General features: G+C 69.9%; 19 protein-coding genes. 12 read left to right on the top strand and 7 right to left on the bottom strand.

The genetic code is table 11. The annotated features are described in order from the left end of the window. The first annotated feature begins 5 nt into the window (after nucleotides 1-5). The gene (locus ACSQ2F_RS07165) at nucleotides 6-908 is read left to right on the top strand and encodes a sensor histidine kinase (RefSeq protein WP_436026762.1); all 903 of its coding nucleotides are present in this window, start codon (nucleotides 6-8) and stop codon (nucleotides 906-908) included. Next, nucleotides 905-2,899: a response regulator gene (locus tag ACSQ2F_RS07160; protein ID WP_436021207.1), complete on the top strand. Its 1,995-nt coding sequence runs from the start codon at nucleotides 905-907 to the stop codon at nucleotides 2,897-2,899. The genes ACSQ2F_RS07165 and ACSQ2F_RS07160 overlap by 4 nt, the downstream gene beginning before the upstream one ends. Before the next feature lie 93 nt (nucleotides 2,900-2,992). On the opposite strand, the gene mnmH is transcribed toward ACSQ2F_RS07160, so the two are convergent. Genes mnmH through ACSQ2F_RS07135 form a run of 5 tightly spaced genes read right to left on the bottom strand, consistent with a single transcriptional unit; the run spans nucleotide 2,993 to nucleotide 7,420 of the window. Next, the gene (gene mnmH, locus ACSQ2F_RS07155) at nucleotides 2,993-4,039 is read right to left on the bottom strand and encodes a tRNA 2-selenouridine(34) synthase MnmH (protein WP_436021205.1); all 1,047 of its coding nucleotides are present in this window, start codon (nucleotides 4,037-4,039) and stop codon (nucleotides 2,993-2,995) included. 30 nt (nucleotides 4,040-4,069) lie between these two features. Then, nucleotides 4,070-4,882 carry a phosphonate ABC transporter, permease protein PhnE gene (gene phnE / locus ACSQ2F_RS07150; RefSeq protein WP_436021203.1) on the bottom strand — a complete coding sequence of 271 codons (813 nt, stop codon included), beginning with the start codon at nucleotides 4,880-4,882 and terminating at the stop codon, nucleotides 4,070-4,072. Beyond that, complete coding sequence (locus ACSQ2F_RS07145) at nucleotides 4,879-5,721, bottom strand: PhnE/PtxC family ABC transporter permease (protein WP_436021201.1); 843 nt, start codon at nucleotides 5,719-5,721, stop codon at nucleotides 4,879-4,881. Before ACSQ2F_RS07145 ends, phnE begins: the two co-directional genes overlap by 4 nt. A gap of 18 nt (nucleotides 5,722-5,739) precedes the next feature. After that, the gene (locus ACSQ2F_RS07140) at nucleotides 5,740-6,546 is read right to left on the bottom strand and encodes a phosphonate ABC transporter ATP-binding protein (RefSeq protein ID WP_436021199.1); all 807 of its coding nucleotides are present in this window, start codon (nucleotides 6,544-6,546) and stop codon (nucleotides 5,740-5,742) included. A gap of 19 nt (nucleotides 6,547-6,565) precedes the next feature. Further along, the gene (locus ACSQ2F_RS07135; RefSeq protein WP_436021197.1) at nucleotides 6,566-7,420 is read right to left on the bottom strand and encodes a putative selenate ABC transporter substrate-binding protein; all 855 of its coding nucleotides are present in this window, start codon (nucleotides 7,418-7,420) and stop codon (nucleotides 6,566-6,568) included. Nucleotides 7,421-7,537: 117 nt separating this feature from the next. Between ACSQ2F_RS07135 and selD the strand changes: the two genes are divergently transcribed. Then, a complete protein-coding gene (gene selD / locus ACSQ2F_RS07130; RefSeq protein ID WP_436021195.1) occupies nucleotides 7,538-8,593 on the top strand; it encodes a selenide, water dikinase SelD in 1,056 nt (351 codons plus the stop codon). Between the two features lie 196 nt (nucleotides 8,594-8,789). On the opposite strand, the gene ACSQ2F_RS07125 is transcribed toward selD, so the two are convergent. Then, nucleotides 8,790-9,293, bottom strand: a complete 504-nt coding sequence (locus ACSQ2F_RS07125; RefSeq protein WP_436021193.1) for a hypothetical protein — start codon at nucleotides 9,291-9,293, stop codon at nucleotides 8,790-8,792. Between the two features lie 201 nt (nucleotides 9,294-9,494). Further along, nucleotides 9,495-9,857 carry a hypothetical protein gene (locus ACSQ2F_RS07120; protein ID WP_436021191.1) on the bottom strand — a complete coding sequence of 121 codons (363 nt, stop codon included), beginning with the start codon at nucleotides 9,855-9,857 and terminating at the stop codon, nucleotides 9,495-9,497. 265 nt (nucleotides 9,858-10,122) lie between these two features. On the opposite strand from ACSQ2F_RS07120, the gene ACSQ2F_RS07115 reads away from it, so the two are divergent. The 9 genes from ACSQ2F_RS07115 to ACSQ2F_RS07075 all read left to right on the top strand — a co-directional run bounded on the left by ACSQ2F_RS07115 (nucleotide 10,123) and on the right by ACSQ2F_RS07075 (nucleotide 24,344). Then, the gene (locus ACSQ2F_RS07115) at nucleotides 10,123-10,842 is read left to right on the top strand and encodes a response regulator (protein WP_436021189.1); all 720 of its coding nucleotides are present in this window, start codon (nucleotides 10,123-10,125) and stop codon (nucleotides 10,840-10,842) included. Nucleotides 10,843-10,849: 7 nt separating this feature from the next. Continuing rightward, the gene (locus ACSQ2F_RS07110; protein WP_436021187.1) at nucleotides 10,850-12,646 is read left to right on the top strand and encodes an ATP-binding response regulator; all 1,797 of its coding nucleotides are present in this window, start codon (nucleotides 10,850-10,852) and stop codon (nucleotides 12,644-12,646) included. A 113-nt stretch (nucleotides 12,647-12,759) separates the two neighbouring features. Then, complete coding sequence (locus ACSQ2F_RS07105) at nucleotides 12,760-14,898, top strand: CHAT domain-containing protein (protein WP_436021185.1); 2,139 nt, start codon at nucleotides 12,760-12,762, stop codon at nucleotides 14,896-14,898. A gap of 10 nt (nucleotides 14,899-14,908) precedes the next feature. Next, a complete protein-coding gene (locus ACSQ2F_RS07100; protein ID WP_436021183.1) occupies nucleotides 14,909-16,489 on the top strand; it encodes a ShlB/FhaC/HecB family hemolysin secretion/activation protein in 1,581 nt (526 codons plus the stop codon). A gap of 10 nt (nucleotides 16,490-16,499) precedes the next feature. Next, nucleotides 16,500-20,459, top strand: coding sequence for a beta strand repeat-containing protein (locus ACSQ2F_RS07095; RefSeq protein ID WP_436021181.1), 3,960 nt, complete (start codon nucleotides 16,500-16,502; stop codon nucleotides 20,457-20,459). Nucleotides 20,460-20,604: 145 nt separating this feature from the next. Next, nucleotides 20,605-21,621 carry a type VI secretion system protein TssA gene (gene tssA, locus ACSQ2F_RS07090; protein ID WP_436021179.1) on the top strand — a complete coding sequence of 339 codons (1,017 nt, stop codon included), beginning with the start codon at nucleotides 20,605-20,607 and terminating at the stop codon, nucleotides 21,619-21,621. Between the two features lie 74 nt (nucleotides 21,622-21,695). After that, a complete protein-coding gene (gene tssB, locus ACSQ2F_RS07085; RefSeq protein WP_436021177.1) occupies nucleotides 21,696-22,226 on the top strand; it encodes a type VI secretion system contractile sheath small subunit in 531 nt (176 codons plus the stop codon). A 34-nt stretch (nucleotides 22,227-22,260) separates the two neighbouring features. Further along, nucleotides 22,261-23,766: a type VI secretion system contractile sheath large subunit gene (gene tssC, locus ACSQ2F_RS07080; protein ID WP_436021175.1), complete on the top strand. Its 1,506-nt coding sequence runs from the start codon at nucleotides 22,261-22,263 to the stop codon at nucleotides 23,764-23,766. Nucleotides 23,767-23,864: 98 nt separating this feature from the next. After that, nucleotides 23,865-24,344, top strand: coding sequence for an Hcp family type VI secretion system effector (locus tag ACSQ2F_RS07075; RefSeq protein WP_436021173.1), 480 nt, complete (start codon nucleotides 23,865-23,867; stop codon nucleotides 24,342-24,344). Nucleotides 24,345-24,438 lie beyond the last annotated feature (94 nt).

The raw sequence follows: 24,438 nt of genomic DNA, 5'->3' as shown, positions 1-24,438 counted from the left end.
ACAACATGCCTCCGAGCGGGACGCACACGCACGCCGAAGACACCGACGCCACGCTGCGCCAGGCGCTGAAGGCCGCCCAGAGCGAAGTCGAGGCCTTGCGTTCCGAGCTCGATGAAACGAACCGCGGCGTTCTGGCCCTGTACGCGGAGCTGGAGGCCCAGGCCGACGAGCTGCGCCAGGCCACCGAGCTCAAGAGCCGGTTCCTCGCCTACATGAGCCACGAGTTCCGCACGCCGATCGGGTCCATCCGCAGCATCTCCCGGCTCTTGATCGACCGCGTGGACGGGCCGCTGACGGCCGAGCAGGAAAAGCAGGTCAGGTTCATCCAGAGCACCTCGGCCGAGTTCGACGACATGGTCAACGACCTCCTCGATCTGGCCAAGGTCGAGTCCGGTCGCGTGACCATCTTCCCCGACTGGTTCAAGCTGGTCGACCTCTTCTCCGCGCTGCGCGGCATGTTCAAGCCGGTCCTGACCTCGCCCGACGTCGTGCTGGTCTTCGAGGAGCCGCACGACGTCCCGCCCATCTTCAACGACGACCGCAAGCTCTCGCAGATCCTGCGCAACTTCATCTCGAACGCGTTGAAGTTCACGACGCATGGCGAGGTGCGCGTGTCGGCACGCGGCAATGCCGACGGCACCGTCACCTTCTCGGTGGCGGACACCGGCATCGGCATCGACCCGGCCTTCCATCACGCCATCTTCGAGGACTTCTCCCAGGTCGACTCCCCGATCCAGAAACGCCTGCGCGGCACCGGCCTCGGCCTGTCCCTCAGCAAGCGACTCGCGGAACTGCTGGGCGGGTCGGTGGCGATCACGAGCGCGCTGGGCGTGGGATCCACCTTTTCAGTGACCCTGCCGGCCCGCCTGGCCACGGGCGACGGGCCGGAGCCCGCGGAGGCAACATGATGCTCGTGACGGAGAGCCAGGTGATCCAGGAGGTGCTCGTGGTGGATGACAACCCCGCCACGCGCTATGCCACCTCGCGCGTGCTCCGCGCTGCAGGCTTCGGTGTCCTCGAGGCCGGTACCGGCACCGAGGCGCTCACGCTGGCCGACAGCCACCTGGCCGGCGTGATCCTCGATGTTCACCTGCCCGACATCAACGGCTTCGAGGTCTGCTTGAAGCTGCGTGAGCGCCCCGCGACCGCCCGGGTGCCGGTGATCCACTTGTCTGCGGCGTACATCGAGGACAGCGACAAGGTCCGCGGTCTGCATGCGGGCGCCGATGCGTACATCACCCATCCTGCCGATCCGGCGTTGCTGGTCGCGACCCTGCAGGCCCTGATCCGCGCACGAACCGCGGAGGACGGCCGGCGCCGCAGTGAAGCGCGCTTCCGCGCCATCTACGACAACGCCCGCAGCGGCCTCGTGCTGTTCGACGCCACCGGGCGGATCGCCGAAGCGAACCCTGCATTCCAGGCGTTGCTGCGGCGAAGCACCGACGAGCTGGTCGGCCGGCCCCTGGCGGACTTCGTGCCAGCCGAATGGCATGCACGCCTGGAATCGCTGGTGGCCACGGCGCACGTGAGCGGCTGGCGCGGCGAGTTCCCGCTGCTCACGCCCTCCGGGGACACCGTACCCGTCGAGTGGAACCTGTCTTCTCTCGTCGAACCCGGCCTGCTGCTCGGCGTGGCGACAGACCTCTCCGAACGCATGGCCTTGTCGCGCCAGCGCGAGGCCCTGCTCGAGCGCGAGCAGGCGGCACGCGCCGCGGCCGAGCGGCTGAACCGGGTGAAGGACGAGTTCATCGCCGTCCTGTCGCATGAGTTGCGCACGCCGCTCAATGCCATCGTCAGCTGGGTGCACGTGCTGAAACGGGCCGAGGCAGCCCCCGTGCTGGCCCGAGGCCTCGAGTCCATCGAGCGCAATGCCCTCCTCCAGAGCCGACTGGTCGCCGACATCCTGGACGTCTCGCGAATGAACCTGGGCAAGGTCGGGCTCGACCTCGAGCCGGTCGATGTCAAGGTGCTGGTGGAGACCGCTGTCGCTGCACTGGAACCGTCCTGGCGCGAGCGCCAGCTGCAGATCGAGATGGGCTTCACCGGGCTGACCGATCCGGTGGTTGTCGATCCTGCACGCGTGCAGCAGATCATCTGGAACCTCCTCACGAACGCCACCAAGTTCTCTACGCCTGGCGGTGTCGTTCGCATTCTCTGCGACGTGGACGGCGACGGGCTGACCTTGACGGTCGCCGATGCGGGACAGGGCATCGCACCCGACTTCCTGCCGCATCTGTTCGACCGCTTCACGCAAGCCCAGGGTGGCGCCAACCGTGGCCACGGCGGGCTCGGCCTCGGGTTGTCGATCGTGCGCCACTTGGCCGAGCTCCACGGGGGTCAGGTCGAGGCCTTCAGCGAAGGTCTCGGCAAGGGCGCCACCTTCGTGGTTCGCTTGCCGTCCCAGGCTCCCGCGGGCGCCGTTGCGTCCGGCGATGCCGCGCCCGATCCCGAGCTGGATGGCAATGCCTCGCACCAGCGACTCGCTGGCATGACCGTGCTGGTGGTGGACGATGACACCGAAGCCCGCGAGATGCTCGACCTGCTGCTGAGCGATCGGGGGGCACGTGTCGTCACCGCGGCGTCCAGCGCCGAAGGGCTCGCCCGACTGTCGCAGGAGCCAGGCATCGACGTGCTGGTGAGCGACATCGGCATGCCGGGCGAGGACGGCTATGCGTTCATCGATGCCGTTCGTCGGCGCGAGGGGCGGGGCCGTCGACTGCCGGCCGTCGCACTCACCGCGTTCGCGCGGCCCCAGGACCGGGAGGTGGCACTCGCAGCCGGGTTCGACGCCCATTGTGGCAAGCCGCTCCGGCCGAATGCCCTGGTTGCAGCGATCCGCGAGGTGGCGTCGCGTACCAGCGCATCGTCTGCGCCCGGGGCGAGCGCAGACCCGGCCTGACGCTTCAGCCGCCCGTCCGCCCGGGGAGCGACCCGACTCTCGGACGTGCCGAACTCGACGGTCGCAGGGTCCGGCTGGACCGCTGAGCGGCCTTCACGCCAGCCGCGCCACCCGCTCGGCCAGCGCCACGATCCCGTCCGGCGACAGGTCGTCCGCGCCTACCCGCTTCACATTCCCGATCTGGGCCCAGTACTGGCCCATCGATCGGTTGTAGAGCGGATCGTAGTGGTCGTTCAGCAAGGCCGACAGCAGCGGCACCAGGTCACCCGCCTGCGCCCAGGCCTGCCACTGGGCCAATGCGGCGTTGGGCACCAGGCCCTTGAGCGAGCCGAGGCGCTGGCTCAGGGCGGCGGGATCCTGCACGAGCCAGTCGTAGTCGCGCAGGAGGTGATCGACCCGCGCCTGCGGCGTGGCCACGATCTCCACGAGCGGGCTCGCCCGCATCGCATCGCTCAGCGACTCGGGCACGGTGATGCGGCCGATGCGCCGACTCTCCGCCTCCACCCACACGGGCCGCGCCGGATCGAACCCGGCCATGGCGGCGAAGAGCTGGGTCTCGAACGCCTTTTGCGCCGGCTGCGGCACGCCCGGCACCTCACCCAGCACCGAGCCGCGGTGTTCCGCCAGGCCTTCGAGATCGAGCACCTGTTCGCCCGCCTCGGCCATGGCGTGCAGCACGCGGGTCTTGGCGCTGCCGGTGGCGCCGCACAGCACCCGCCACGACAGCGCGGTGCTGAGCGCGGGCAGGGTGTCGACGACATGGTGACGCCACGCCTTGTAGCCGCCCTTGAGCTGCTGGGCGTCCCAGCCGACCATGCGCAGCACGTTCACGAAGCTGCCGCTGCGCATGCCGCCGCGCCAGCAATAGACCATCGGTCGCCACTGCGTGCCGTGCCTGGAAAAGGACTCGTCCAGGTGACGGGCGATGTTGCGCGCCACCATGGCGCCGCCCATCTTGCGCGCCTCGAAGGCCGACACCTGGACGTAGGTGGTGCCCACGAGGTGGCGCTCCTCGTTGCTCAGCACCGGGCAGTTGATCGCCCCGGGAACGTGATCGAGTGCGAACTCAGCCGGCGTGCGGGCGTCGATGATGGCGTCGAACTGCGGAAGGTCGACGACGGTGTAGGGTCGGGTGGACACAGGGCATCACTCTTTCGCAAAAACGCATTGTCAACCGTGAACGGGGGTCAGGCCGCGGCGCAGCCAGGTGCTCGCGCCATCGACCACGAAGACGAGCACGAACATGGCGAGCACGACGGTGGCGGCCTGCGCCTGCTGGAACAGCGACAGGTGGTAGTACAGCATCTGCCCGAGCCCGCCCGCGCCGACGAAACCGAGCACGGCGGCCATGCGGATGTTCATCTCCCAGCGGTACAGCGTGTAGGCGGTCCACTGGGCCACGACCTGCGGCAGCGTGCCATAGCAGAAGGCGGCAAGCCGTCCGCTCCCGGCTTGCCGAAGGGCAAGCTCGGCCGCGGGCGGGGCGTTCTCGAGCGTCTCGGCGAAGAGGCGCCCCAGCACCCCTGTGGTGTGCAGCGCCAGGGCCAGCACGCCCGCGAAGGGCCCGAGACCCGCCGCCAGCACCATCAGCGCCGCCCACACGAGCTCCGGCACGCTGCGCAGCATGTTCAACAGCAACCGGGTCGAGTGCAACGCGGCGCCTCCCAACCGGCCCGACGCAGGAATTGCGAGCGCGATGCCGCCCAGCATGGCCAGCAAGCTGCCCACCGCCGACACCGCGAAGGTCTGCAGCGCCGCCCACGCCGCCTGCTGAACGAAGGCCCGGCTCAGGTCAGGCGACAGGAACTCGCCGATGAAGCGGCCCATCGCACGCATGGAGCGAGCGGAGAACAGTCCGCTCAGGTCCAGCGCCAGAAAGGCGAAGCTCGCCACCACCGCCAGCAGCACCAGGCCTGCGGCGGCCCACCCGGCCGCATGCCGCGGCACGGCGAGGGCGGACGTCGTGGCGCGCGGTCCGTTCATGCGAGCACCCGCCGCAAGCCCGCGCTGAGGGCATCGGCCAGCAGCACGAGCACGAGGAAGGTGGCGAGGATCACGCTGGCCTCGCCACCGTTGAGCATCTTCATCGACTGGTCCATCAGCTGCCCGAGCCCTCCTGCGCCGACGAAGCCCATCACCACCGAGGCCCGCACCGCGCATTCCCACCGGTACACGGTGTACGACACCAGCTCCTGGGCCGCACCGGGCAGCAGGCCGTACAGCAGGGCCGCCCGGCGGCCACTGCCGGCCTCCAGCAAGGCCCGCGCGCTGCGGGTATCGCCGGACTCCAGGATCTCGGCATACACCTTCCCCAGCATGCCGGCATAGGTGACGGCCAGCGCGAGCACGCCTGCGGCCGGGCCCAGGCCCAGCGCACGCACCAGCACCAGCGCCCACACCACCTCCGGAATGGCGCGCAGCAGCGTGAGCACGCCACGCACCGCCCCGCGCACGGCCCGGCCCGCCGCCATTCCACGCGCCGGCCCGAGCCGCGACACCGACAGCGACTGCGTCATCGCAAAGGCGAACGGCAGGGAGAGCACCCACGCGAGCGCCGTGCCGGCCGTTGCCATGGCAAGGGTCTCGACCGTGGCGCGCATCAGGAGCGCGAGGAATTCCGCGTTTACCGCGGGCGGCAGGAAGCCCGCCAGGAAGCTGCCCATCACCTGCAGGTTGCCCGCGTCCAGCAGGCGCGCCGGCTGGAACTCCGACAGCTGCAGCAGCGGCCACAGCAGCACGACCGCCACGAGCACGGCCGTGGCGCGCTGCCGCGCCGCCGGATCGCGCAGGCGGGTCGTGGCGTCCAGGCGGGAGGCACTCATCGATCGCTCACCCTGCGTTCAGCGGCACATCGAGACGGGCACCGCAGGCCCGAGCCCGGCCGCCGGCGGCTCGCTGGCAGACGCGCCTTCCCCGCCGTACAGCGCTTGCAGCATGGCCGGCGTCACCGCCGAGGCCGGCGCGTCGAACAGCACCGCGCCATCCCGCACCCCCACCACTCGCGGAAACCACTTGAGGGCCAGGTCCACCGCATGCAACGACGCCATCAAGGTCGCCCCGGTGGCGCGACTTTGCGCGAGAAGCTGGCTGGCCACCAGGTCGGCGCTGGTCGGGTCGAGCGAAGACACCGGCTCGTCGGCGAGCAGCAGGTCAGGTCGCTGGTAAAGCACCCGCGCCACCGCGACCCGCTGCAGCTGACCGCCCGAGAGACGATCGCAGCGCTCGAAGAGGCGATCGCCCAGGTCGAGCCGGGCCAGCGCCTCCCGCGCCCCGTCGATGTCGGACGGGTACAGCAGCGAACGCAACGCACGGCCGGCCGACCACTGGCCGAGCCGCCCCGCCAGCACCGCCGTGACCACCCTGAGACGCGGCGGAATGGGCGGTGTCTGGTGCACGAGCCCGATGCGGGTGCGCAAGCGGCGCAGCGCAGCGGCTGACAGCCGCCACGGGTCGTCGCCCAGCACCTGCACGGCGCCCTCGGTCGGCCGCAAAGATGCGGCCGCCATGCGGAGCAGCGTCGTCTTGCCCGCGCCGGACGGCCCGATCAGTGCGACCTGTTCGCCCGCACCGACCGAGAGATCGACCGCCTCGAGGGCCCGATGCCCGTTGGGATGGACATGGCCCAGTCCCCGGAAGCTGAGGCTCACGCCGAGCGCCTCCGCCGAGTCACTTGATCAGGCCGGCGGCCCGCGCCGCCGACTCGATGCCGTCGTAGTTCGAGGCCTGCGTCGGCAGGAAGCGGCTGGCCCGCTGCAGCGCCATGATTTCCTTGTGCTCCGCCTTGGCCGGGTCGAGCTTGAGGAAGGCTGCGGTCAGCTTCTTGACGAGCGCCGGGTCCAGGCCGGGGCGCACCGTCCAGTTGTAATCGAAGTACGGCGGCGTGACCGAGAGCACCCGCACGCGCGCCGCATTGGGGTTGTTGGCTTCGGTCAGCTTGTCGAGCACGGAGGCGTTCAGCACCCCGGCGTCGGCGCGCCCCGAAGCGACGAAGGCTACGGTGGCGTCATGCGCGCCCGAGAACGCCACGGCCTTGAAGTCCGTCTCGGGCCGAATGCCCGCCTGGTTGAGGAAGAAGCGCGGCATCAGGTGACCGGAGGTCGACGAGGGCGAGCCGAACACGAAGGTCTTGCCCTTGAGGTCCTGCAGGGTGCGGGCCGTGCTCGCCACCGGCACGATGAAGCGGCTGGTGAACTTCTCGTCTTCAGCCCGCTGCACGATGGGCTGGGCCCCGCCCTGGGTGCGCAGCTTCGCCTGCACGAAGGTGAAGCCGCCCAGCCACGCCAGGTCGATCTTCTCGTTCGCCAGGCCCTCCACGACGGCCGCGTAGTCGGTCACGGGGGTGAACTGCACCTCGAGACCGGTTTCCTGCTTCAGGTAGTCGCCCAGGGGCTTGAACTTGCGCTGCAGCTCGGTCGGCGCCTCGTCGGGGATGGCGGACACGCGCAGGACCTGGGCCGAGGCCAGCGCCGACACGGCCACCAGCAGGGAGGCAAGGATGGATTTGAGGAGGAAAGGCTTCATGGCGAGGGCAAGGGCAAGGGAAGGGGCAAGGGCATGCGACAGAACCCGAGATCATGCCTGCGTTTTGGCCGCCGCTGACACAATGGCGGTCTTCCCGTGCCCTGCCCCGCCGACGCCATGACTTCCGCCCCCGCACCGCTTCGCCTCACGAGCTTCTCCCACGGAGGCGGCTGCGGCTGCAAGATCGCCCCGGGCGTGCTCTCCGAGATCCTCAAGCGCAGCGGCACCGGGCTCATCCCGCCCGAGCTGATGGTGGGCATCGAGACGGCCGATGACGCGGCGGTCTATCGCCTGAACGACGAGCAGGCGCTCATCGCCACGACCGACTTCTTCATGCCCATCGTCGACGACCCGTTCGACTTCGGACGCATCGCCGCCACCAACGCCATCAGCGACGTCTACGCCATGGGCGGGCGACCCATCATGGCGCTGGCCATCGTGGCCATGCCGGTGAACCAGCTGCCGGTGGACGTCATCGGCCGGATCATCGAAGGCGGCCAGTCTGTCTGCCGCGCGGCCGGCATCCCGATCGCCGGGGGCCACACCATCGATTCCGTGGAACCGATCTACGGCTTGGTCGTCATGGGGCTCGTCCACCCGGACCGCGTGCGCCGCAACGCCGCCGCCCGGGCCGGCGACGTGCTGGTGCTCGGCAAGCCGCTGGGCGTGGGCATTCTCTCGGCCGCCCTCAAGAAGGGCCGCCTCGATGATGCCGGCTATGCCCGCATGGTGGACGTCACCACCCGGCTCAATACCCCCGGCATCCGCTTCGGCGCCATGGCGGGCGTGCACGCCCTCACCGACGTCACCGGCTTCGGTCTCGCCGGCCACGGCCTCGAACTGGCCCGCGGCGCCGGGCTCACCGCGGTGATCGACTGGCATCGCGTGCCCCTGCTGCCCGGCGTTCAAGCCCTTGCCGACGACGGCATCGTAACGGGCGCCTCCGCCCGCAACTGGGCCGGCTACGGCGCCGAGATCACCCTGGCCGATGACCTGCCCGCCACCGCCCGCTCGCTCGTCACCGACCCCCAGACGTCCGGCGGCCTGCTCGTGAGCTGCGCACCCGACACCGTCGACGCCGTGCTCGGGGTCTTCCGCGAGGAAGGTTTCGGAGACGCGACCGTCATCGGCCGCATGGAGGCCGGCCCGGCCGGCCTGACGATCCGTCGCTGATCAACCTCCTGCCGACCCCCGCCCGATCAACTTTCAACGACCAGATCGCACGGCTGCCGTTGCCGTCCACGGTCGCCGAGTGCCGATGATGGCGCCTACATGGGTATGCGCAGCACGCGTCTTGAGCGGCTCTCTGGCCGTGCCGCTCCTCTTCCCCGAGCCGCTGTGGAGGCAGGCAGACCGGACCGCGCGATGTTCATGGCACGGCCCGATGGCAGGCCATGCCCTTCTGAACGATGCGCCAGCTCCGCGCAGGCACGTGCGTCGTTGTGCCGGATGCGTCAATGCGCTTGACATCCAACGCGCAGAAGTCCGGTTTGCCGAAACCACCCGAGGACCTGAAGTCGACAAGCTGATACTGCACGTTCGCCTCCGGGACGAAGGAGACCGCGATACGGCAAATCTTGTTGTTCACGCTCGCCGTGTCCAAACCAAAGAACTTCTCCTCGCCCGGAGCCAGACGCATCGGGCGGGACGAGCCAGCCCTGGGCACCCCACTACGCCCTTGGAAACAACCCTTGGCATCGAACTGGAGCGCGTACACGGCCGGGCCCATGGCGGACGACCCCTTGAACACCACCGTGGCAGCGTCGGGCGCATCTTCCGCTGGCGGCTGATGCTGCTTGCCAGCGCAGCCGATCAGCGCGGCGGCGCACAGAAACGGAAGAAGCCGGCGTGGGCAGTGTGGGGCGAAGGGCATGGTCGGACTCCTGAATGAGTTCACCTTAAAGCAGAACGTGGCGGCGACGGGGTGGCCGCCACAACCGCCGGCCGGCCAGAGGGGTCTTCGGCGCATTGCGTCTCGTCCCCACGCCGCAGCGGCGACCTCCTCGATAGGACAAGGTCGCGCGAATTGAACGGCCGCTTCAGACAGTCTTCTGAAGCGGGGGAATTCGTGACGTCACTCCCGCGGCGCCACGGGCTTCCGTGCAGGCCGATCCAGCGGATCATCCGCCGGCCGCCGCAGCAAGGGGGCCTGCATCCGCCCCGGCGGCACGGGGTCCGGATGAAACGGGACCGCCCGGCGTGGAGGTGTCAGGAGCGCACTGCGCTCTTCGCGGAAGAACAGTGGCAGCACGACGCCAGCCACGAGCATCAGCCACCCGATCGGAGCCAGCGCGCCGAACCCGTGGCCGACGGCTGAGTCGCCCAGCAGGAATGGCAGCGCCATCAGCAACCCGCCGCCCAGGATGAGCTGGATCGCGGCACCACGGCGGCGCCGCGGCGTCCAGGTGGATCGACGACGGGAAGTGGGAGCAGGCATGGAAACCTCGGGATTGCGGACCGAATCATAGTCAGACTTGCGGCTGCCACGGTGAGCGTCTCGTGACAAGGCGCACGCTGAGCCCGGGAGGATCACCCCCTACTTTTAGGGGTGTGCATCCCCCACAACACGGGTCGCCACAGTCTTGCGGGGAGCTTACGATCGCGGGCGTCCGAAGTTTGATCCATCGCAGTTTCCCCGCGCGGCCCTGTCCGTTCGCCTGGCTCACCCGCCCGGGGCCGCTCTTTATCGACCACTGCCCACCATGACTCCCACCAGCCCTCCCCTTGCCGCCCCGTCGTCCGACCCTTCGACGGAACGACAGCCGGGCATTGGTGCGTCCGGCACACCGTCGAGCGACGAAGCGCCGCTCAAGGTCCTCGTCGTCGACGACCACGCCCTGCTGCGCGTGGGCATCGTCACCAGCCTGCAGTCGATCACCCACGTCCGCCTGCAGTTGCTCGAAGCCGGCAACCTGGGCGACGCGATCGAGATCTACCGCCGCGAACCCGACATCGCGCTCGTGCTGCTCGACCTGAACATGCCGGACAGCAAGGGCTTGCAGGGGCTCAAGCAATTCGTGGAGACCTTTCCGCTGGCCAAGGTGGCGGTCATCAGCGGCACGCAGGACGAGTTCGTGATCGGCCATGTGCGGGCGCTGGGCGCGGTGGGCTACGTGACCAAGGGACAGGATGCCCGCGCCATGTCGGACGTCGTGCTCGGCCTGCTCGGCAAACCGGTCAGCCACGAACTCGGCAGCCCGGCGCGCTTCCCGCGATTCCCCAACTCGTCGCGCTACGACCGCGTGGCCGAACTCGGGCCGCGCCACCTCGAAATCCTCGAACTCGTGCTGTCGGGCTGCTCCAACCAGGAGATCAGCAGCGCGACCGGACTGTCGCTCGGCACCATCAAGAACTACGTTTCCACGATCCTGCTGGCGCTGGACGTGAAGTCGCGCTCGCACCTCATCAGTCTCTTCCGCTGAGCGCGCGGTGAGCTTCAGCATCTCGCCGCCCGCATCCGGCCGGACGCAGGACGCTGCCCTGGAGGATGCGCTGGACCGGCGGCGCGCCCGCCTGCGCTCCACGCAGCTCGAACGGCTGCTCATGCGCTCGTACCAGCAGCTGGTCGTCAGCTTCGTGCTGGCACTGGCGCTCTGGACCGGCCACTGGTTCATCACCGGAAAGACCGACGCCATCGGCTGGGCGCTGATCGTGCATTCGGCCCAGCTCCTCCAGTGGGCCGTGGCGCGTGCCTTCAAGCTGAGCGGGCGCGCGGCGCTGGTGGAGTCCGCCCGCTGGCTGCGCCGCTACCAGCTCACCTTGTTCATCTCGGCCACCGCCTGGGGTCTGGCGGCCGTGGTCGTGCTTGCGAACGAGACGAACCTGATGGTCATCACCGCCTGGGCCGTCACCCTGCTCGGCATGGCAGGCATCGGCGCACACGTGGTCTCGGCCGTGCATTCGGCGATCTACCTCTGGCTCGTGCCCCTGCTGTTGCCGCTCGTGCTGATGATGCTGGCCAACGGCGGCGTCGTGCAGACGAGCGTCGCCGTGCTGGTGCTCGGCTTCGGCTCCATGACCGGTTTCTTCGCGAGCGCGATGCACCGGCTGCTCCGCACCGCCTTGCAGACCAAGCTCGACAACGACGCCCTCGTGCGTGCCTTGCGCCAGCAGGTCGTGCTGGTGGAGCGGGCCGACCGAGAGAAGAGCCGCTTCCTCGCCTCGGCCAGCCATGACTTGCGCCAGCCCATGCACGCGCTCGGGCTCTTCGCCGGCGCACTCGACAAGCACCTCAACGGCACCGCGCTGCAACCCACGGTGACGAACATGATTCGGGCGATCGACGCGCTCGAACAGTCGTTCAGCGCGATGCTCGACATCTCCAAGCTCGACGCCGGCGTCATCCAGCCGAACCTGCAGGCCTTTCCCATCCGCGACCTGTTCAGGGTGCTGCACATGCACTGCAGCGGCCAGGCGGAGGAAAAGGGCCTGGGCCTGCGCTTCAAGGCCGACGGCAAGATCGTCACCAGCGACCCGCAGCTGCTGCAGCGGGTGCTCAGCAACCTCGTCCACAACGCCCTGCGCTACACGCGCGAGGGCGGCGTGGTCGTGGTCGTGCGGCAGCGCGCGGGCCAGACGAGCCTCGAGGTGTGGGACACCGGCATCGGCATCGCCGAGGACGAGCTGCCCCGCGTGTTCGACGAGTTCTACCAGGTCACCAACCCGGGCCGCGATCGTTCACGCGGCCTCGGCATGGGCCTCGCGATCGTCAAGCGTCTCGTGCTGCTGATGGGCCACAGCCTGGAAGTCCGGTCCACACCCGGGCGCGGCACGGTGTTCCGGATCCTGATGAAGCCCACCGAGATGGCCGACATGGAAAGCGTGGTGCTGGGCGCCGACACCGTGCCCGCGCCGATCGACGAGGACCACACGGTACTGCTCATCGACGACGAGGAGAGCATCCGGACCGGCATGCGCGAGTTGCTGGAAACCTGGGGCTACCAGGTGCTCACCGCGGGCAACATCACCGAAGCCTGCACCGAGGTGCGCCGCCATGCCGGCGTCATCGACCTGGTCATCTCGGACCTGCGCCTGGCCAACCGGGAGGACGGGATCCACGCCATCGAGCGGGTTCGCGAAGCCTATGGTGCGCCCCTGCCCGCCCTGCTGATGACCGGAGACACCTCGCCCGAACAGGTCAAGCGCGCACACGAAAGCGGGCATCGGGTGCTGTTCAAGCCGGTGCGCACGCGCGACCTGCACGCCGTGCTGCGCGGCATTCCCTGACGCACCCTGCGCTGCGCGAGTGTTCCGGCGCTCGATCGCAGTCACCTTGGTCACTTGGACCCGCCCGACGGCCCTCCTACGATGACGGAGGTCACCATCGCACAGGGCACCCCGTGGCATCGACTCGTCTTTCTCTTCACGCGCTGTGCCGCGCTGCCTGCCTGGTCGCGACGGTGGCGCTGCTCACCCCGGCAGGCGCGCAAACGCCGGCATCCCCCTCCCCGCTCGCGCCGCGCAGCGCCGTCATGGACCACGCACTGGCTCGCCAGCGCGACGCCGAGACGCTCGTCGCGCTGAGCGCCGAGGGGCGCGCCCTCTACGAGCGCGACGTCATCAAGCTCGACGGCTACGCCTACTGCGGCGCGGCCCTGGCCCTGGCCGAGCAAGGGGAGTTCCGCCAGAGCATCCGGGCCGCCAGCAAGGCGCTGCACCTGGGCAACGTGCAGGGCAACGACGACCTGAAGGCGGTGGCCCAGCGCGACCTGGCCATCGCCTACAGCTACGCCGGCCTGCTGGACGAAGCCGAACGTCATGCCCGGGGCGCCCTCGCCATGACCGCCAACGATCCGCAACAGGCCCATGCCCCGGCGCACAAGGTGCTGGGCGACGTGGCCAGCCGGCGGGGGCGCTTCGACGAGGCTGCCGCCGCGTATGAGCGCGCCCTCGCCCTGGCCAGCGCGCGCTACCGCCCGCTGGTGCTCATCTCCATGGCCAACACGGCCACCCGGGCCGGCCGGCCGGCGGAGGCCCAGGCGCTGCTGGACCGCATCGTCCCGGCAGAGGCCGACGCCTTCGCACCGTTTCACCGACGCAGCCGGGCGAACGCACTGCTGGCGGCGGGCCAGCCGGACCAGGCCCTTCCCCTCTTCAGGGCCGCCGGGTCCGCCCCCGGTGCCGATGCGGCGTACCACCGTTTGTGGTCCAGCGAAGGCGTGGCCCGCGTCGCGCTGTTCCGAGGCGATAAGCCGACGGCCCTGGCCGCCTACCTCGACACCGTGCGCCAGGCCGAGTCGCTCCGCGGGCGCTTCCAGTCCGAGGAGTTCAAGACCGGGTTGTTCAGTGACGTGCAACAGGTGTTCGACGCCGCGCTCGCGCTCAGCCTGGACAGCGGGGACTTCAACGCCGCCTGGGAGTTGTCCGAGGCCTCCCGCGCACGACAACTGCTCGACGCCGTTCGCGGCCGCGCGAGCGACCAGTTCGCGGGCCAGCGCGTCGCGCTGGCCGATCTGCAGTCGGCGCTGCCCGAGGGCGAGGCCGTGCTGCAGTTCCACGTGCTGGATGAGCACAGCATCGTCTGGCTCATCACCCGGCAGGGCGTGCAGGGCATGCGCCTGGCGGTAGGCGAGGCGGCCCTGGCCACGCAGGTGGAGACCTTGCGCACCAGCATCGTCGAGCGCCGCCGCGACACGGCGACGCTGGCGCAGGGCCTGTACCGCCAGCTGCTGGGGGGCCTGTCGACTCCGCTGCCTCGCCGCGTTCACATCGTGCCGCACGGCCCGCTCCACTACCTGCCCTTCCAGGCCCTGCACGACGGGCGCGGCTACCTGATCGAGCGCACGGCCATGGCGGTGTGGCCGTCGGCCGCCGTGGGCGCCGGCCTGCTGGCCCGCACAGCGCCAGCGGAGGTGAGCTTGGCCGCCTTCGGCAATCCCAGCACCGACCGCAACGTGCCGCTGCCAGGCGCGGAACGCGAGGCGCGGCGCGTGGCCGGCATGTTCGATCGCAGCGACGTCTATGTGCAGCACGACGCCACGCGGGCCCGCTTCCGCGAAGGGGCCGGCCGCGCCAGCGTCCTGCACGTGGCGGCGCATGCCGAGGTCGACGCGGTGGATCCCATGTTCTCGCGCATCCTCTTCGCCGCCACGCCCACGGATCCGGGCCTGCTGGAAGCACGCGACATCTACGGGCTGGACCTGCGAGCGGTCGGCCTCATCACGCTCTCGGCCTGCGAGAGCGGCCTGGGCAAGGTTGCCCGTGGCGACGAGATCATCGGCTTCACCCGCTCGCTGCTCTCGGCCGGGGCCAGCAGCATCGTGGCCTCGCTGTGGCCGGTGGCCGACGAGTCCACCGACCTGCTGATGGGCCGGCTCTACACCGACCTGGCGGCCGGCCGCGACCTGATGACCGGCATGCAGCACGCCCAATTGGAGGTGCAGCGCAACCGGCGCTTTGCCCATCCGTTCTTCTGGGCCCCCTTCAACGTGATCGGCAACGGCCGGATGGTGGCCGCGGCCCGTCCCGCCTCCCGCTGATGGAGCACGCATGACCTTCCGCTTGTCCCGCTGCGCGGCCGCCACGGCCGCGCTCGTCATCGGCCATGCCGTCGCACAGGACGCATCGAAGCCCGTCCCGCAGCCCTCGGCGGCGCCCGCCGCCATGAGGTTCACGCTCACGAAAGTGACCTTCACCGCCACGCAGGCCGTGAGCGAGGTCGAACTGCAGCAAGCCGTGGCGCCGTTCCTGGGACGGGAGATCGGACCCGCCGAGCTCGAGTCGCTCACCCAGGCCGTGCGCCAGCGCTACGAGGCGCGCGGGTTCGGCCTCGTGGGCGTGGCGCTGCCCGGCCAGACCCTCACGGACGGCGTGCTGCACGTGGCGATCGCCGAGCCGCGCATCACGCGCGTGCTCGTGGATCATGGCGATCCTGCGCCCGTGAGCGACGAACGAGCGGGTCGGGTGCTCGCGCGCCATGGCGTGGCCGCCGGTGAAGCGCTCAACCTTCAGCAACTCGACCGCGCCATGTACACCTTGAACGACTGGCCCGGCGTCAAGGCCCGGGCCACGCTCACGCCGTCGGGCGACGAGAACGCCTACAGCGTGGCGGTCCGCACGGAGTCGGCTCGCGCCTGGGACGCCAGCGTCGATGCCGACAACCACGGCACCAAGGTCAGCGGTCGGTACCGCGTGGGCGCCCTGCTGCGGCTCAACAACCCGGCCGGCATCGGTGACAACGTCGACCTGCGCGTCGTGGCCTCGGAAGGCAGCGGCAACCTCGTCGGCCGCCTGGCCTACGAAGCGCCGCTCGGCCCGACACCCCTGCGGGCAGGCGTCGGCTACTCGCGCGTGAACTACGAACTGGCCGGGGTGTTCGACGGTGCGGTGGGTACGGCCGACGTGGTCGACGCCTCGCTGTCGTACCCGCTCGTCCGCACGCGCGAGCGCAACGTCATTGCCCGCGTGGCCCTTGAACACAAGACCCTGCATGACGAGTTCTTCGTCGAGGCCTCCGACAAGCGCATCACCGCCGGCACCGTGCAGGTGTCCTTCGAGTCGCGTGACCGCTGGGGCGGCGGCGGCTACAACGGCGGCAACGCCGGGGTGATGCTGGGCCGCCTGCGCAGCGCGTCGACCCACCCCGCCGGAGTCGACACCAGCGCCCTCGGCGCCTTCGCCAAGGCCAGCCTGCAGCTCACGCGGCTCCAGGCCTTGACACCTCGCTTCTCCTTCTTTGCCGGCGTGGCCGGACAGTGGGCCAGCCAGAACCTGGACAACGCCGAGAAGCTCACCCTGGGAGGCGCCCGGGGCGTGCGCGCGTATCCGGCAGCCGAAGGTGCTTCCGACCAGGGCGCGATCGTGAACACCGAACTCCGCTGGTGGATCGACCCCCACTGGAGCAGTTTCGCCTTCTACGACGCGGCCCACGGCCGGCTGCGCCGTGCGCCCGACGGCCCCGGCGACAACACCCGCACGCTGCACGGGGCAGGACTGGGCGTGCAGTACTCGAATCCCGAGTTGTTCACGCTCAAGGCGACCCTCGGCGTGCGGGGCAGCGAACCCGTGCTTTCCGACAGCGACGCCAACGGGCGCAGCCTGCTGCTCGTGCAGCTCCAGCATTCCTTCTAGGAGTTTCACCATGACCCGCGCCCAGAAGACCCTGCGCTCCGGCACGTCGGCGTCCTCCGCCCACGCGGCGGCACGCCCTTGCGACCTTTCGAGCGAAGCCGCGCCGGCCCTGCCCCGACTTCTGCCCCTCTCGCTGGCCTGCGCGCTGGCCTTCGGCGCGATGGCGCCCGTGCAGGCCCAGCCGGCCAGCAACCAGTTGCCGGTGATCAACGGGGGCATCGCGCCCATCAACGCCGGCATCGGCGCCCAGACCGGGACGGCGGCGAACCCGGTGATGACCATCACGCAGACGGGCCCCCGCGGGCTCATCGAGTGGCAGAGCTTCAGCATCGGCGCGGGGGCGCGGGTCAACATCGTGCAGCCCGGTGCGCAGAGCGTGCTGGTGAACCGGGTCACGCCGGGCAACGCACCGGCCAGCGAGATCTACGGGCAGCTCAGCTCAAATGGCCGTGTGTTCCTCGTGAACCCGGCCGGCATCACCTTCGGGGCGGGCGCGCAGGTCAACGTCGGCTCGCTCGTCGCCACGACGCTCGACCTGGCCCCCTCGATGCTCGACAACCAGTACGCCGCGCTGCTCAATCCCGCCACGCCGAGCATCGCGCTCGCGGGCAACGGCACCGGCGGCCTGGTCGTTTCCTCCGGCGCCACGCTGCGGGCCGATCCGGCCGGCGGCGGTTCGGTCGTGCTGGTGGGCAACCAGGGTGTCACCCACAACGGCCTGGTCGAGGCGGTGCGGGGTCGCATTGCCGCCAGCGTGGGCACGGCCGCCAACGTCGTCCTGCTCGCCAGCGACAGCGGCTTCATCGACGTGGTGGTGACCGGGGCCGCCCCGACCGGAACCCTGGTCCTGGCCGGCGGCTCGGCCCTGCGGGCCGATGGCGGCTCGATCGTCATCGGCAGCAGCGCAGGCGGCGTGGCGCGCGCCGACGGCATCACGATCGACGGTGAAGTCAACGCCGGGTCCGAAGTGGCCGCGGGCGGCAGCGTCCGCATCGACGCGGGCGACAACGGCAGCGCCACGCTCGGCCGCGACGGCGCCATTTCGGTCGAATCCACCGCCGCCGGACAGCGCGGCGGCGACGTGCTGGTCCTCGGGCGCAACGTCACGCTGGACGATCGCAGCATCCTGACCGCCGTCCCCGTCACCGGCGCTGCGGCCATCGACGCCAGCGGCGTGGCGGGCGGTGGTTCGGTGACGCTCGGCAGCAACCAGACGCGCTCGGCCAGCGTGGGCAACAACGTGCTGGTGGCTGCTGATGCGACCGGCCAGGGCAACGGCGGCCGCATCGCGATCCTCGCCACCTATGAGGACGCATCCACCGCGCCGGTCGCGCGGGTGAACTACGGTGTCACCGAGATCTACGGTGCGCTCAGCGCGCGCGGCGGCGTGGACGGCGGCAACGGCGGGCGCATCGAAACCTCCGGCCGCGCCCTCACCACCAGCCTCGAGGACATCAGCCTCGGCAGCCTTGCCGCATCGGTGGACGCGCGCGCGCGCGCCATCGGCGGGGTGGCCGGAACCTGGACGCTCGACCCGTTCAACGTGACGATCTCCAACGGCGCCACGACCTCGACGAACGGTCGCTGGGAACCCACCGCGCCAGGCGCCAGCATCGCGGCGGCCGACATCTCCGCGGCCCTCGACCGCGGCACGAACGTCGAGATCACGACCGGCACCGCGGCTTCCGGCAACCAGGCCGGCACCATCACCTTCTCGAACGCGACCATCAGCCGCACCGTGGCGGGCGCGGCCACCACCTTGACCCTGCGCGCCCACGACGCCATCACCTTCGACGGCGCCGCGATCACGGCAGCCGATGGCGCGGCGATCAACGTCAACCTGTTTACCGACCTGGACGGCAATGCAACCGGCACCGCCCTGCTGAGTGGCTCACGGATCCAGACCGCCGGAGGCAACCTCGTGGTGGCGGGTGGCCTCGACCCTGCCAGCGGTTCGGCCGCCAGCAACGGCCAGCTCGCCGCCGTCACGCTCGACAACACGACGGTCGACACCACCTCGGCGACGGGCGACGGCAGCGTCACGCTGCGCGGACGCGCGACGGCAGGCAGCGTCGACCCGGGCGTGCGCCTCGGCGCCTCGTTCGTCACCGCGGGCGACATCACGGTGCGCGGGGTGGCCGACGCCGGTTCCGGTGTGCTGCTCGAGGGCGGCACACTGCAAAGCGGCAGCGGCAACATCGATGTGCGCGGGGTCGCGACGCGAACCACGGGTGCCGGCACACAGGCGATCGGCGTGGAGGCGGTGGGCACCACCATCAACCTCGGCACGGGCAACCTCGTGCTCGCCGGCCGGGGCGACGATGGCGGTGTGCTCTTCGACGGCAATGCCGCGACGGGCCTGCAGTACAGCAACCTGCGCATCACCACCGAAGGGACCACGGGCGGGAACATCCAGCTCGCCGGCGAGGCGGCGAACAGCGCTGGCGCCGGCATCGCGTTCCGCGACCTGGACACCGGTGGTCTCGAAGTGCGCGCCGGCGCCTCCACCGGCATTCCGACCCTGGCCAACGTCAGCCTGGGCGCCATCAGTGCCGATGGTCTTGCCATGGTTCTGGGGCTGGATGCGGATCCCGCTGCCGCCAGCGTGCGCACCAGCGGTGCCATCAACTTCCGGCCCGTGGGCGTGGCCGCTGACGGACAGTTGGTCGAACGGACCGACGCGGCGATCACGGTCGGGGTCGACCGCAGCAGCGGCTTCGTCATCGATCCGCGGCAGCTGGCCCCTGCTTCGTTCCAGGCCGAGCGCGGCATCGTCGTCGGCTCCAGCAGCCACGCAGGCGCCATCGATGTCCAGGCCGGCGCACTGGCCGGGCTGCAGGGTGTCTCGCTCAGCTTGCAGAACCAGGGCGCGGGCTCCGGCGGCGTGTCGATCGGTGGCGGTGCGCAGCTCGGCAACCTGGCGATCCTGACGGCCGGCAACGTGAGTCAGTCGGGCAACTTCGCCGTCGCAGGCGACCTGACGCTCGTCGGGGGCGCCACCGTGAACCTCGCTGCCGCGGGGAACACCGTCGGCGGCAACGTCTCCTTTGCCGGTCCGGCCAACCTGTCGCTGCTCGTGGACGGCAACCTGTCAGTCGGCACGGCCGCGGCACCCGCCGCGCGCTTCGACGCCGCCACCGGCTCCTACGCCGCACCGGCCCTCACGGCCAGCAGCGGCAGCAGCCAGGCCACCCTGCGCTCGAGCAACGGCACGGTCTCGGTCTCCCATGGCATCGGCATGGCTGCCGGTCAACTGGACCTCGTCTCCAGCACCGGCGTCGCGGTCGATGCTGCGGCCACCTTGAGCGGCGCGGCCGTGCGGGCATGGGCGCCCGTGGTCGACTGGGGTACCACGGGTCGCGTCAACTACTACGGCTGCACCTTCCCGGACTGCTCGCTGTCCGGGATCGCGACACCGACCACCGGCCTCAACGCGTTGTTCCCGACGCGGCCCGTGCTCACCGTGGTGGCCCGTCCGGGTGTCGGCTCGACCGGGTCGGCGCCACCGGCCTTCTCGTTCGACGTCAGCGGATTCGCCAACGGCGACACGGCCGGCGCGGCCCTCACGGGCGCGCTCACGACGACCGCGACGCCGACCAGCCCCGCGGGCACCTACACGATCGACCAGGGCAGCCTCACCTCGCCCACCGGCTATGCGATCCAGTACACCGGGGCGGCCTACACGCTGGCCCAAGGCCAGGCTCCGGGCCCCGGCCCGGTATCCGGGTTGTTGAACGACTTCAGCCGCGAGACCGTTCGCTCGGCCTACCTGTCGGAGTTCCGATCCGACGTGTACGGTCGCAACCTCGCGCTGCCCTTCGTGTGCACGGCCCAGTCCGTCATCCGTGACAGCGTGGGCAGCGAGGCCGCGTCCGATCCGCTCGCCTCCGAATGGGGCAAGGTGCGCCAGCAGCCGCAGCTGACCGGTTGCCTCGAGGTGACCCAAGGCGGCCAGTGCGCCGCCTTCTGAGGCGTGTCGCGCTGTGCCGGCGAGCCGTCGGCACAGCGGGCCGCGCGAGCGGCGAAGTGACTTTCGGCTGATGTCCAAGCGGCCCGGGCTTTCTAGAGTCACACCACTCGCCAAGCGCCCCGCATTCACGCCCTCGCCTTCCTCCATGAGCCTGCTGCCCGTCGACCAACTCCTCGCCCCGCTGGACGAGCTCGCGCCTTGTGGCGAGGACCTGGAGTACGACCCCGCCTTCCTGGCGCTCGAAGAAGCGGCGCGCGGCAAGCCCGAGCAGCAGTTCGGCGATACGGTCATCCCCGCCCAGGCACCCGACTGGCGCCAGGTCCACGAGGACGCCCTGGCCCTGGCCGAGCGCACCCGCGACCTGCGCCTGGCCGTGTTGCTGGCCCGCGCCGGCGCGCACCTGCACGGCATCCGCGGCTACGCCGACGGCCTGGCGCTCGTCGCCGGCCTGGTCGAGCAGCACTGGGACCACGTCTACCCGCTGCTCGACGCCGACGACGCCAACGATCCCACCATGCGCCTGAACGCGTTGGCGCCGCTCGTCGATGCCGCCACCGGTCTTGCCGACCTGCGCCAGGCCACGGTCGGCTCCGGCCGCATTCCCCTCACGGTGCGCCAGATCGAACTGTCGGCCGGCAAGGCGGAGCCGCACGACGACGAGTCCGTGCCGACGACCGCCGGCATCGCGCAGGCCTTGCAGGCCATCGAAAGCCAGTCCGAGGGCGTCCTCGAAGCGCTGCAGTCCCCGTACCTGCAGTTGCTGCGCATCGAGTCGGTCCTGATGGACCAGGTCGGCTCCCGGGGCCCCGACCTCAAGCCGCTGCAGACCATCGCGCGCTGGCTCGATGGCGCGGCCGCATCCGCCCGAACCGACGGCGCAGGCGATGGCGCCACCGAAGCCGCCGACGTCGACTTCGACAGCCCTTCGGCCGGCGGCGCGATGGCCTCGGCTCCCGGTGCACTGCGCCACCGCGATGACGTGGTGCGCACGCTCGACCAGGTGTGCGACTGGATTCAACGCAACGAACCCACCAACCCCGCGCCGCTGCTCATCCGCCGCGCGCAGCGGCTGATGACCATGGACTTCATGGACATCATCCGCGACCTCGCCCCCGAGGGCCTGTCCCAGATCGAGAACATCGCCGGCACCCGCGGCGACTGACCCCGTACCGGGCCACTCGCATCGAACGGCCCACCCGACACAACCACCAGCGACCAACGCAGAGGAGTCCACCCATGGCCACCAGCAGTCAGAAGTTCATCGCGCGCAACCGCGCGCCACGCGTGCAGATCGAGTACGACGTCGAACTCTACGGCGCCGAGAAGAAGGTGCAGCTGCCGTTTGTCATGGGCGTGCTGTCCGACCTGTCCGGCAAGCCCACCGAGCCGCTGGCCCCGGTGGCCGAGCGCAAGCTGCTCGACTTCGACGTCGACAACTTCGACAGCCGCATGAAGTCGATGAAGCCGCGCGTCGCCTTCCAGGTGCCCAACACCCTCACCGGCGAAGGCAACATGAGCGTCGACATCACGTTCGAGAACATGGACGACTTCTCGCCGGCCGCCGTGGCCCGCAAGGTCGACTCCCTCAACAAGCTGCTCACCGCACGCCAGCAGTTGTCGAACCTCATCACCTACATGGACGGCAAGACCGGCGCCGAGGAACTCCTCGCCAAGGTGATCGCCGACCCGGCCCTGCTCGCCAGCCTCGCGAGCGCCAAGAAGACGACCGACGACGGCGCCGCCACGGCCGAGCCGAAGGCCGAGTGAGAACCGGCACCCCAGGAACAGACGGAGATTCGTGATGGCCGAAGCCCAAACCCAAGCACACAACCAATCCTCGGCGCTGCAGGGCGTCGAGTTCCAGGGCGGCGATTTCGCGTCGCTGCTCAACAAGGAATTCAAGCCGAAGAGCGATGAGGCCAAGACGGCCGTCGAATCGGCGGTGCTGACGCTGGCCCAGCAGGCCCTGTCGCAGACGCAGCTCATCGGCAGCGACGTGGTGATGTCGATCGAGGCCATGATCGCCGAGCTCGATCGCAAGCTGAGCGAGCAGATCAACCAGATCATGCACCACGCCGACTTCCAGCAACTGGAAAGCGCCTGGCGCGGCCTGCACCACCTCGTCAACAACACCGAGACCGACGAGCAGTTGAAGATCCGCGTGATGAACATCTCCAAGCAGGAGCTGGGCAAGACGCTGAAGCGCTACAAAGGCGCGGCCTGGGACCAGAGCCCGATCTTCAAGCGGGTGTACGAGGAGGAGTTCGGCCAGTTCGGTGGCGAGCCCTTCGGCTGCCTGGTCGGCGACTACTACTTCAACCACGGCCCTCAGGACGTCGAGCTGCTGGGCGAGATGGCCAAGGTGGCCGCTGCCGCCCACACGCCCTTCATCGCGGCCGCCGACCCGGCGCTGGCCCAGATGGGTTCGTGGCAGGAGCTTGCCAACCCCCGTGACCTCACCAAGATCTTCACGACGCCCGAGTACGCCGCCTGGCGCTCGCTGCGCGAGTCCGACGACGCCAAGTACATCGGCCTGGCCATGCCGCGCTTCCTGGCGCGCATTCCCTACGGCGCGAAGACCAACCCCGTCGAGGACTTCAACTTCGAGGAAGACACCGGCAGCGCCGACCACACCAAGTACACCTGGGCCAACTCGGCCTATGCGATGGCGGTGAATATCAACCGGTCGTTCAAGGCGTACGGCTGGTGCTCGCGCATCCGCGGCATCGAGTCGGGCGGTTCCGTCGAAGGCCTGCCCACGCACACCTTCCCGACCGATGACGGCGGCGTCGACATGAAGTGCCCGACCGAGATCGCCATCAGCGACCGTCGCGAGAGCGAGCTCGCCAAGAACGGCTTCATGCCGCTCGTGCACCGCAAGAACTCCGACTTCGCCGCCTTCATCGGCGCACAGTCCCTGCAGAAGCCGGCCGAGTACGACGATCCGGATGCCACGGCCAACGCCAACCTGGCGGCGCGCCTGCCCTACCTCTTCGCCACCTGCCGCTTCGCGCACTACCTCAAGTGCATCGTGCGCGACAAGGTCGGCTCCTTCAAGGAGCGCGACGACATGGCGAAGTGGTTGAACAACTGGATCATGAACTACGTCGATGGCGACCCGGCCAACTCCTCCGAGACCACGAAGGCGCAGAAGCCGCTCGCGGCCGCCGAGGTGCAGGTCGAGGAAATCCCGGGCAACCCGGGGTACTACAACTCGAAGTTCTTCCTGCGTCCGCACTACCAGCTCGAAGGCCTGACGGTGTCCCTCCGTCTCGTCTCCAAGCTGCCCTCGAACAAGGCGGCCTGAGCTGCGCGGGGTCCGTCCGGCCCCGGCATGCCTCCGCCCATCCCGCGCCGATCCGGCGCTAGCAGTACCTCTGTCTTGACATTCAGGAGCAACGAGCAATGAGCAGCGATTTCCACATCAAGTTTGACGGCGTCGAAGGCGAAGCCACCCACAAGGAACACAAGGGCGAGATCGAGATCCTGTCCTGGGGCTGGGAAGTGAGCCAGGTGTCCGGCGCGCAGTCGGGCGGGGGCTCCGGCCGTGGCAAGGCCACTCCGGGCGACTTCGTCTTCTCGCACCGCTACGACAAGGCTTCGCCCGTGCTGGCCAAGCACTGCGTCTCCGGCAAGCACTTCAAGGACGCCAAGCTGACCGCCCGCAAAGCCGGCGAAGGCCAGAAGGCCTACCTGACGATCACGCTCAAGGAAGTGTTCGTCACGAGCGTCGCACCCTCCGGCGAGTCCGAGGGTGACATCACCGAAGAGGTGAAGTGCTCGTACAAGGACATCGAGTACTCGTACAAGGCCCAGGACGACAAGGGCGGCCTCGGCGGCGAGGTCAAGTTCGGCTGGAACACCGCCACCACCGAGACCCGCTGAACCCCGTCCGACGCACGCCTGCGACAGCGGGCGTGTCGTCGCAGCGCCCTGCGGCGCTCGCCCGGTCCTGGCGCCATGCGCCGCGGCCGGGCCT

The organism is Rhizobacter sp. LjRoot28 (assembly GCF_964253025.1).
Taxonomy (GTDB): Bacteria; Pseudomonadota; Gammaproteobacteria; order Burkholderiales; family Burkholderiaceae_C; genus Rhizobacter.
This window is presented reverse-complemented; position numbering and strand designations above follow the sequence as displayed.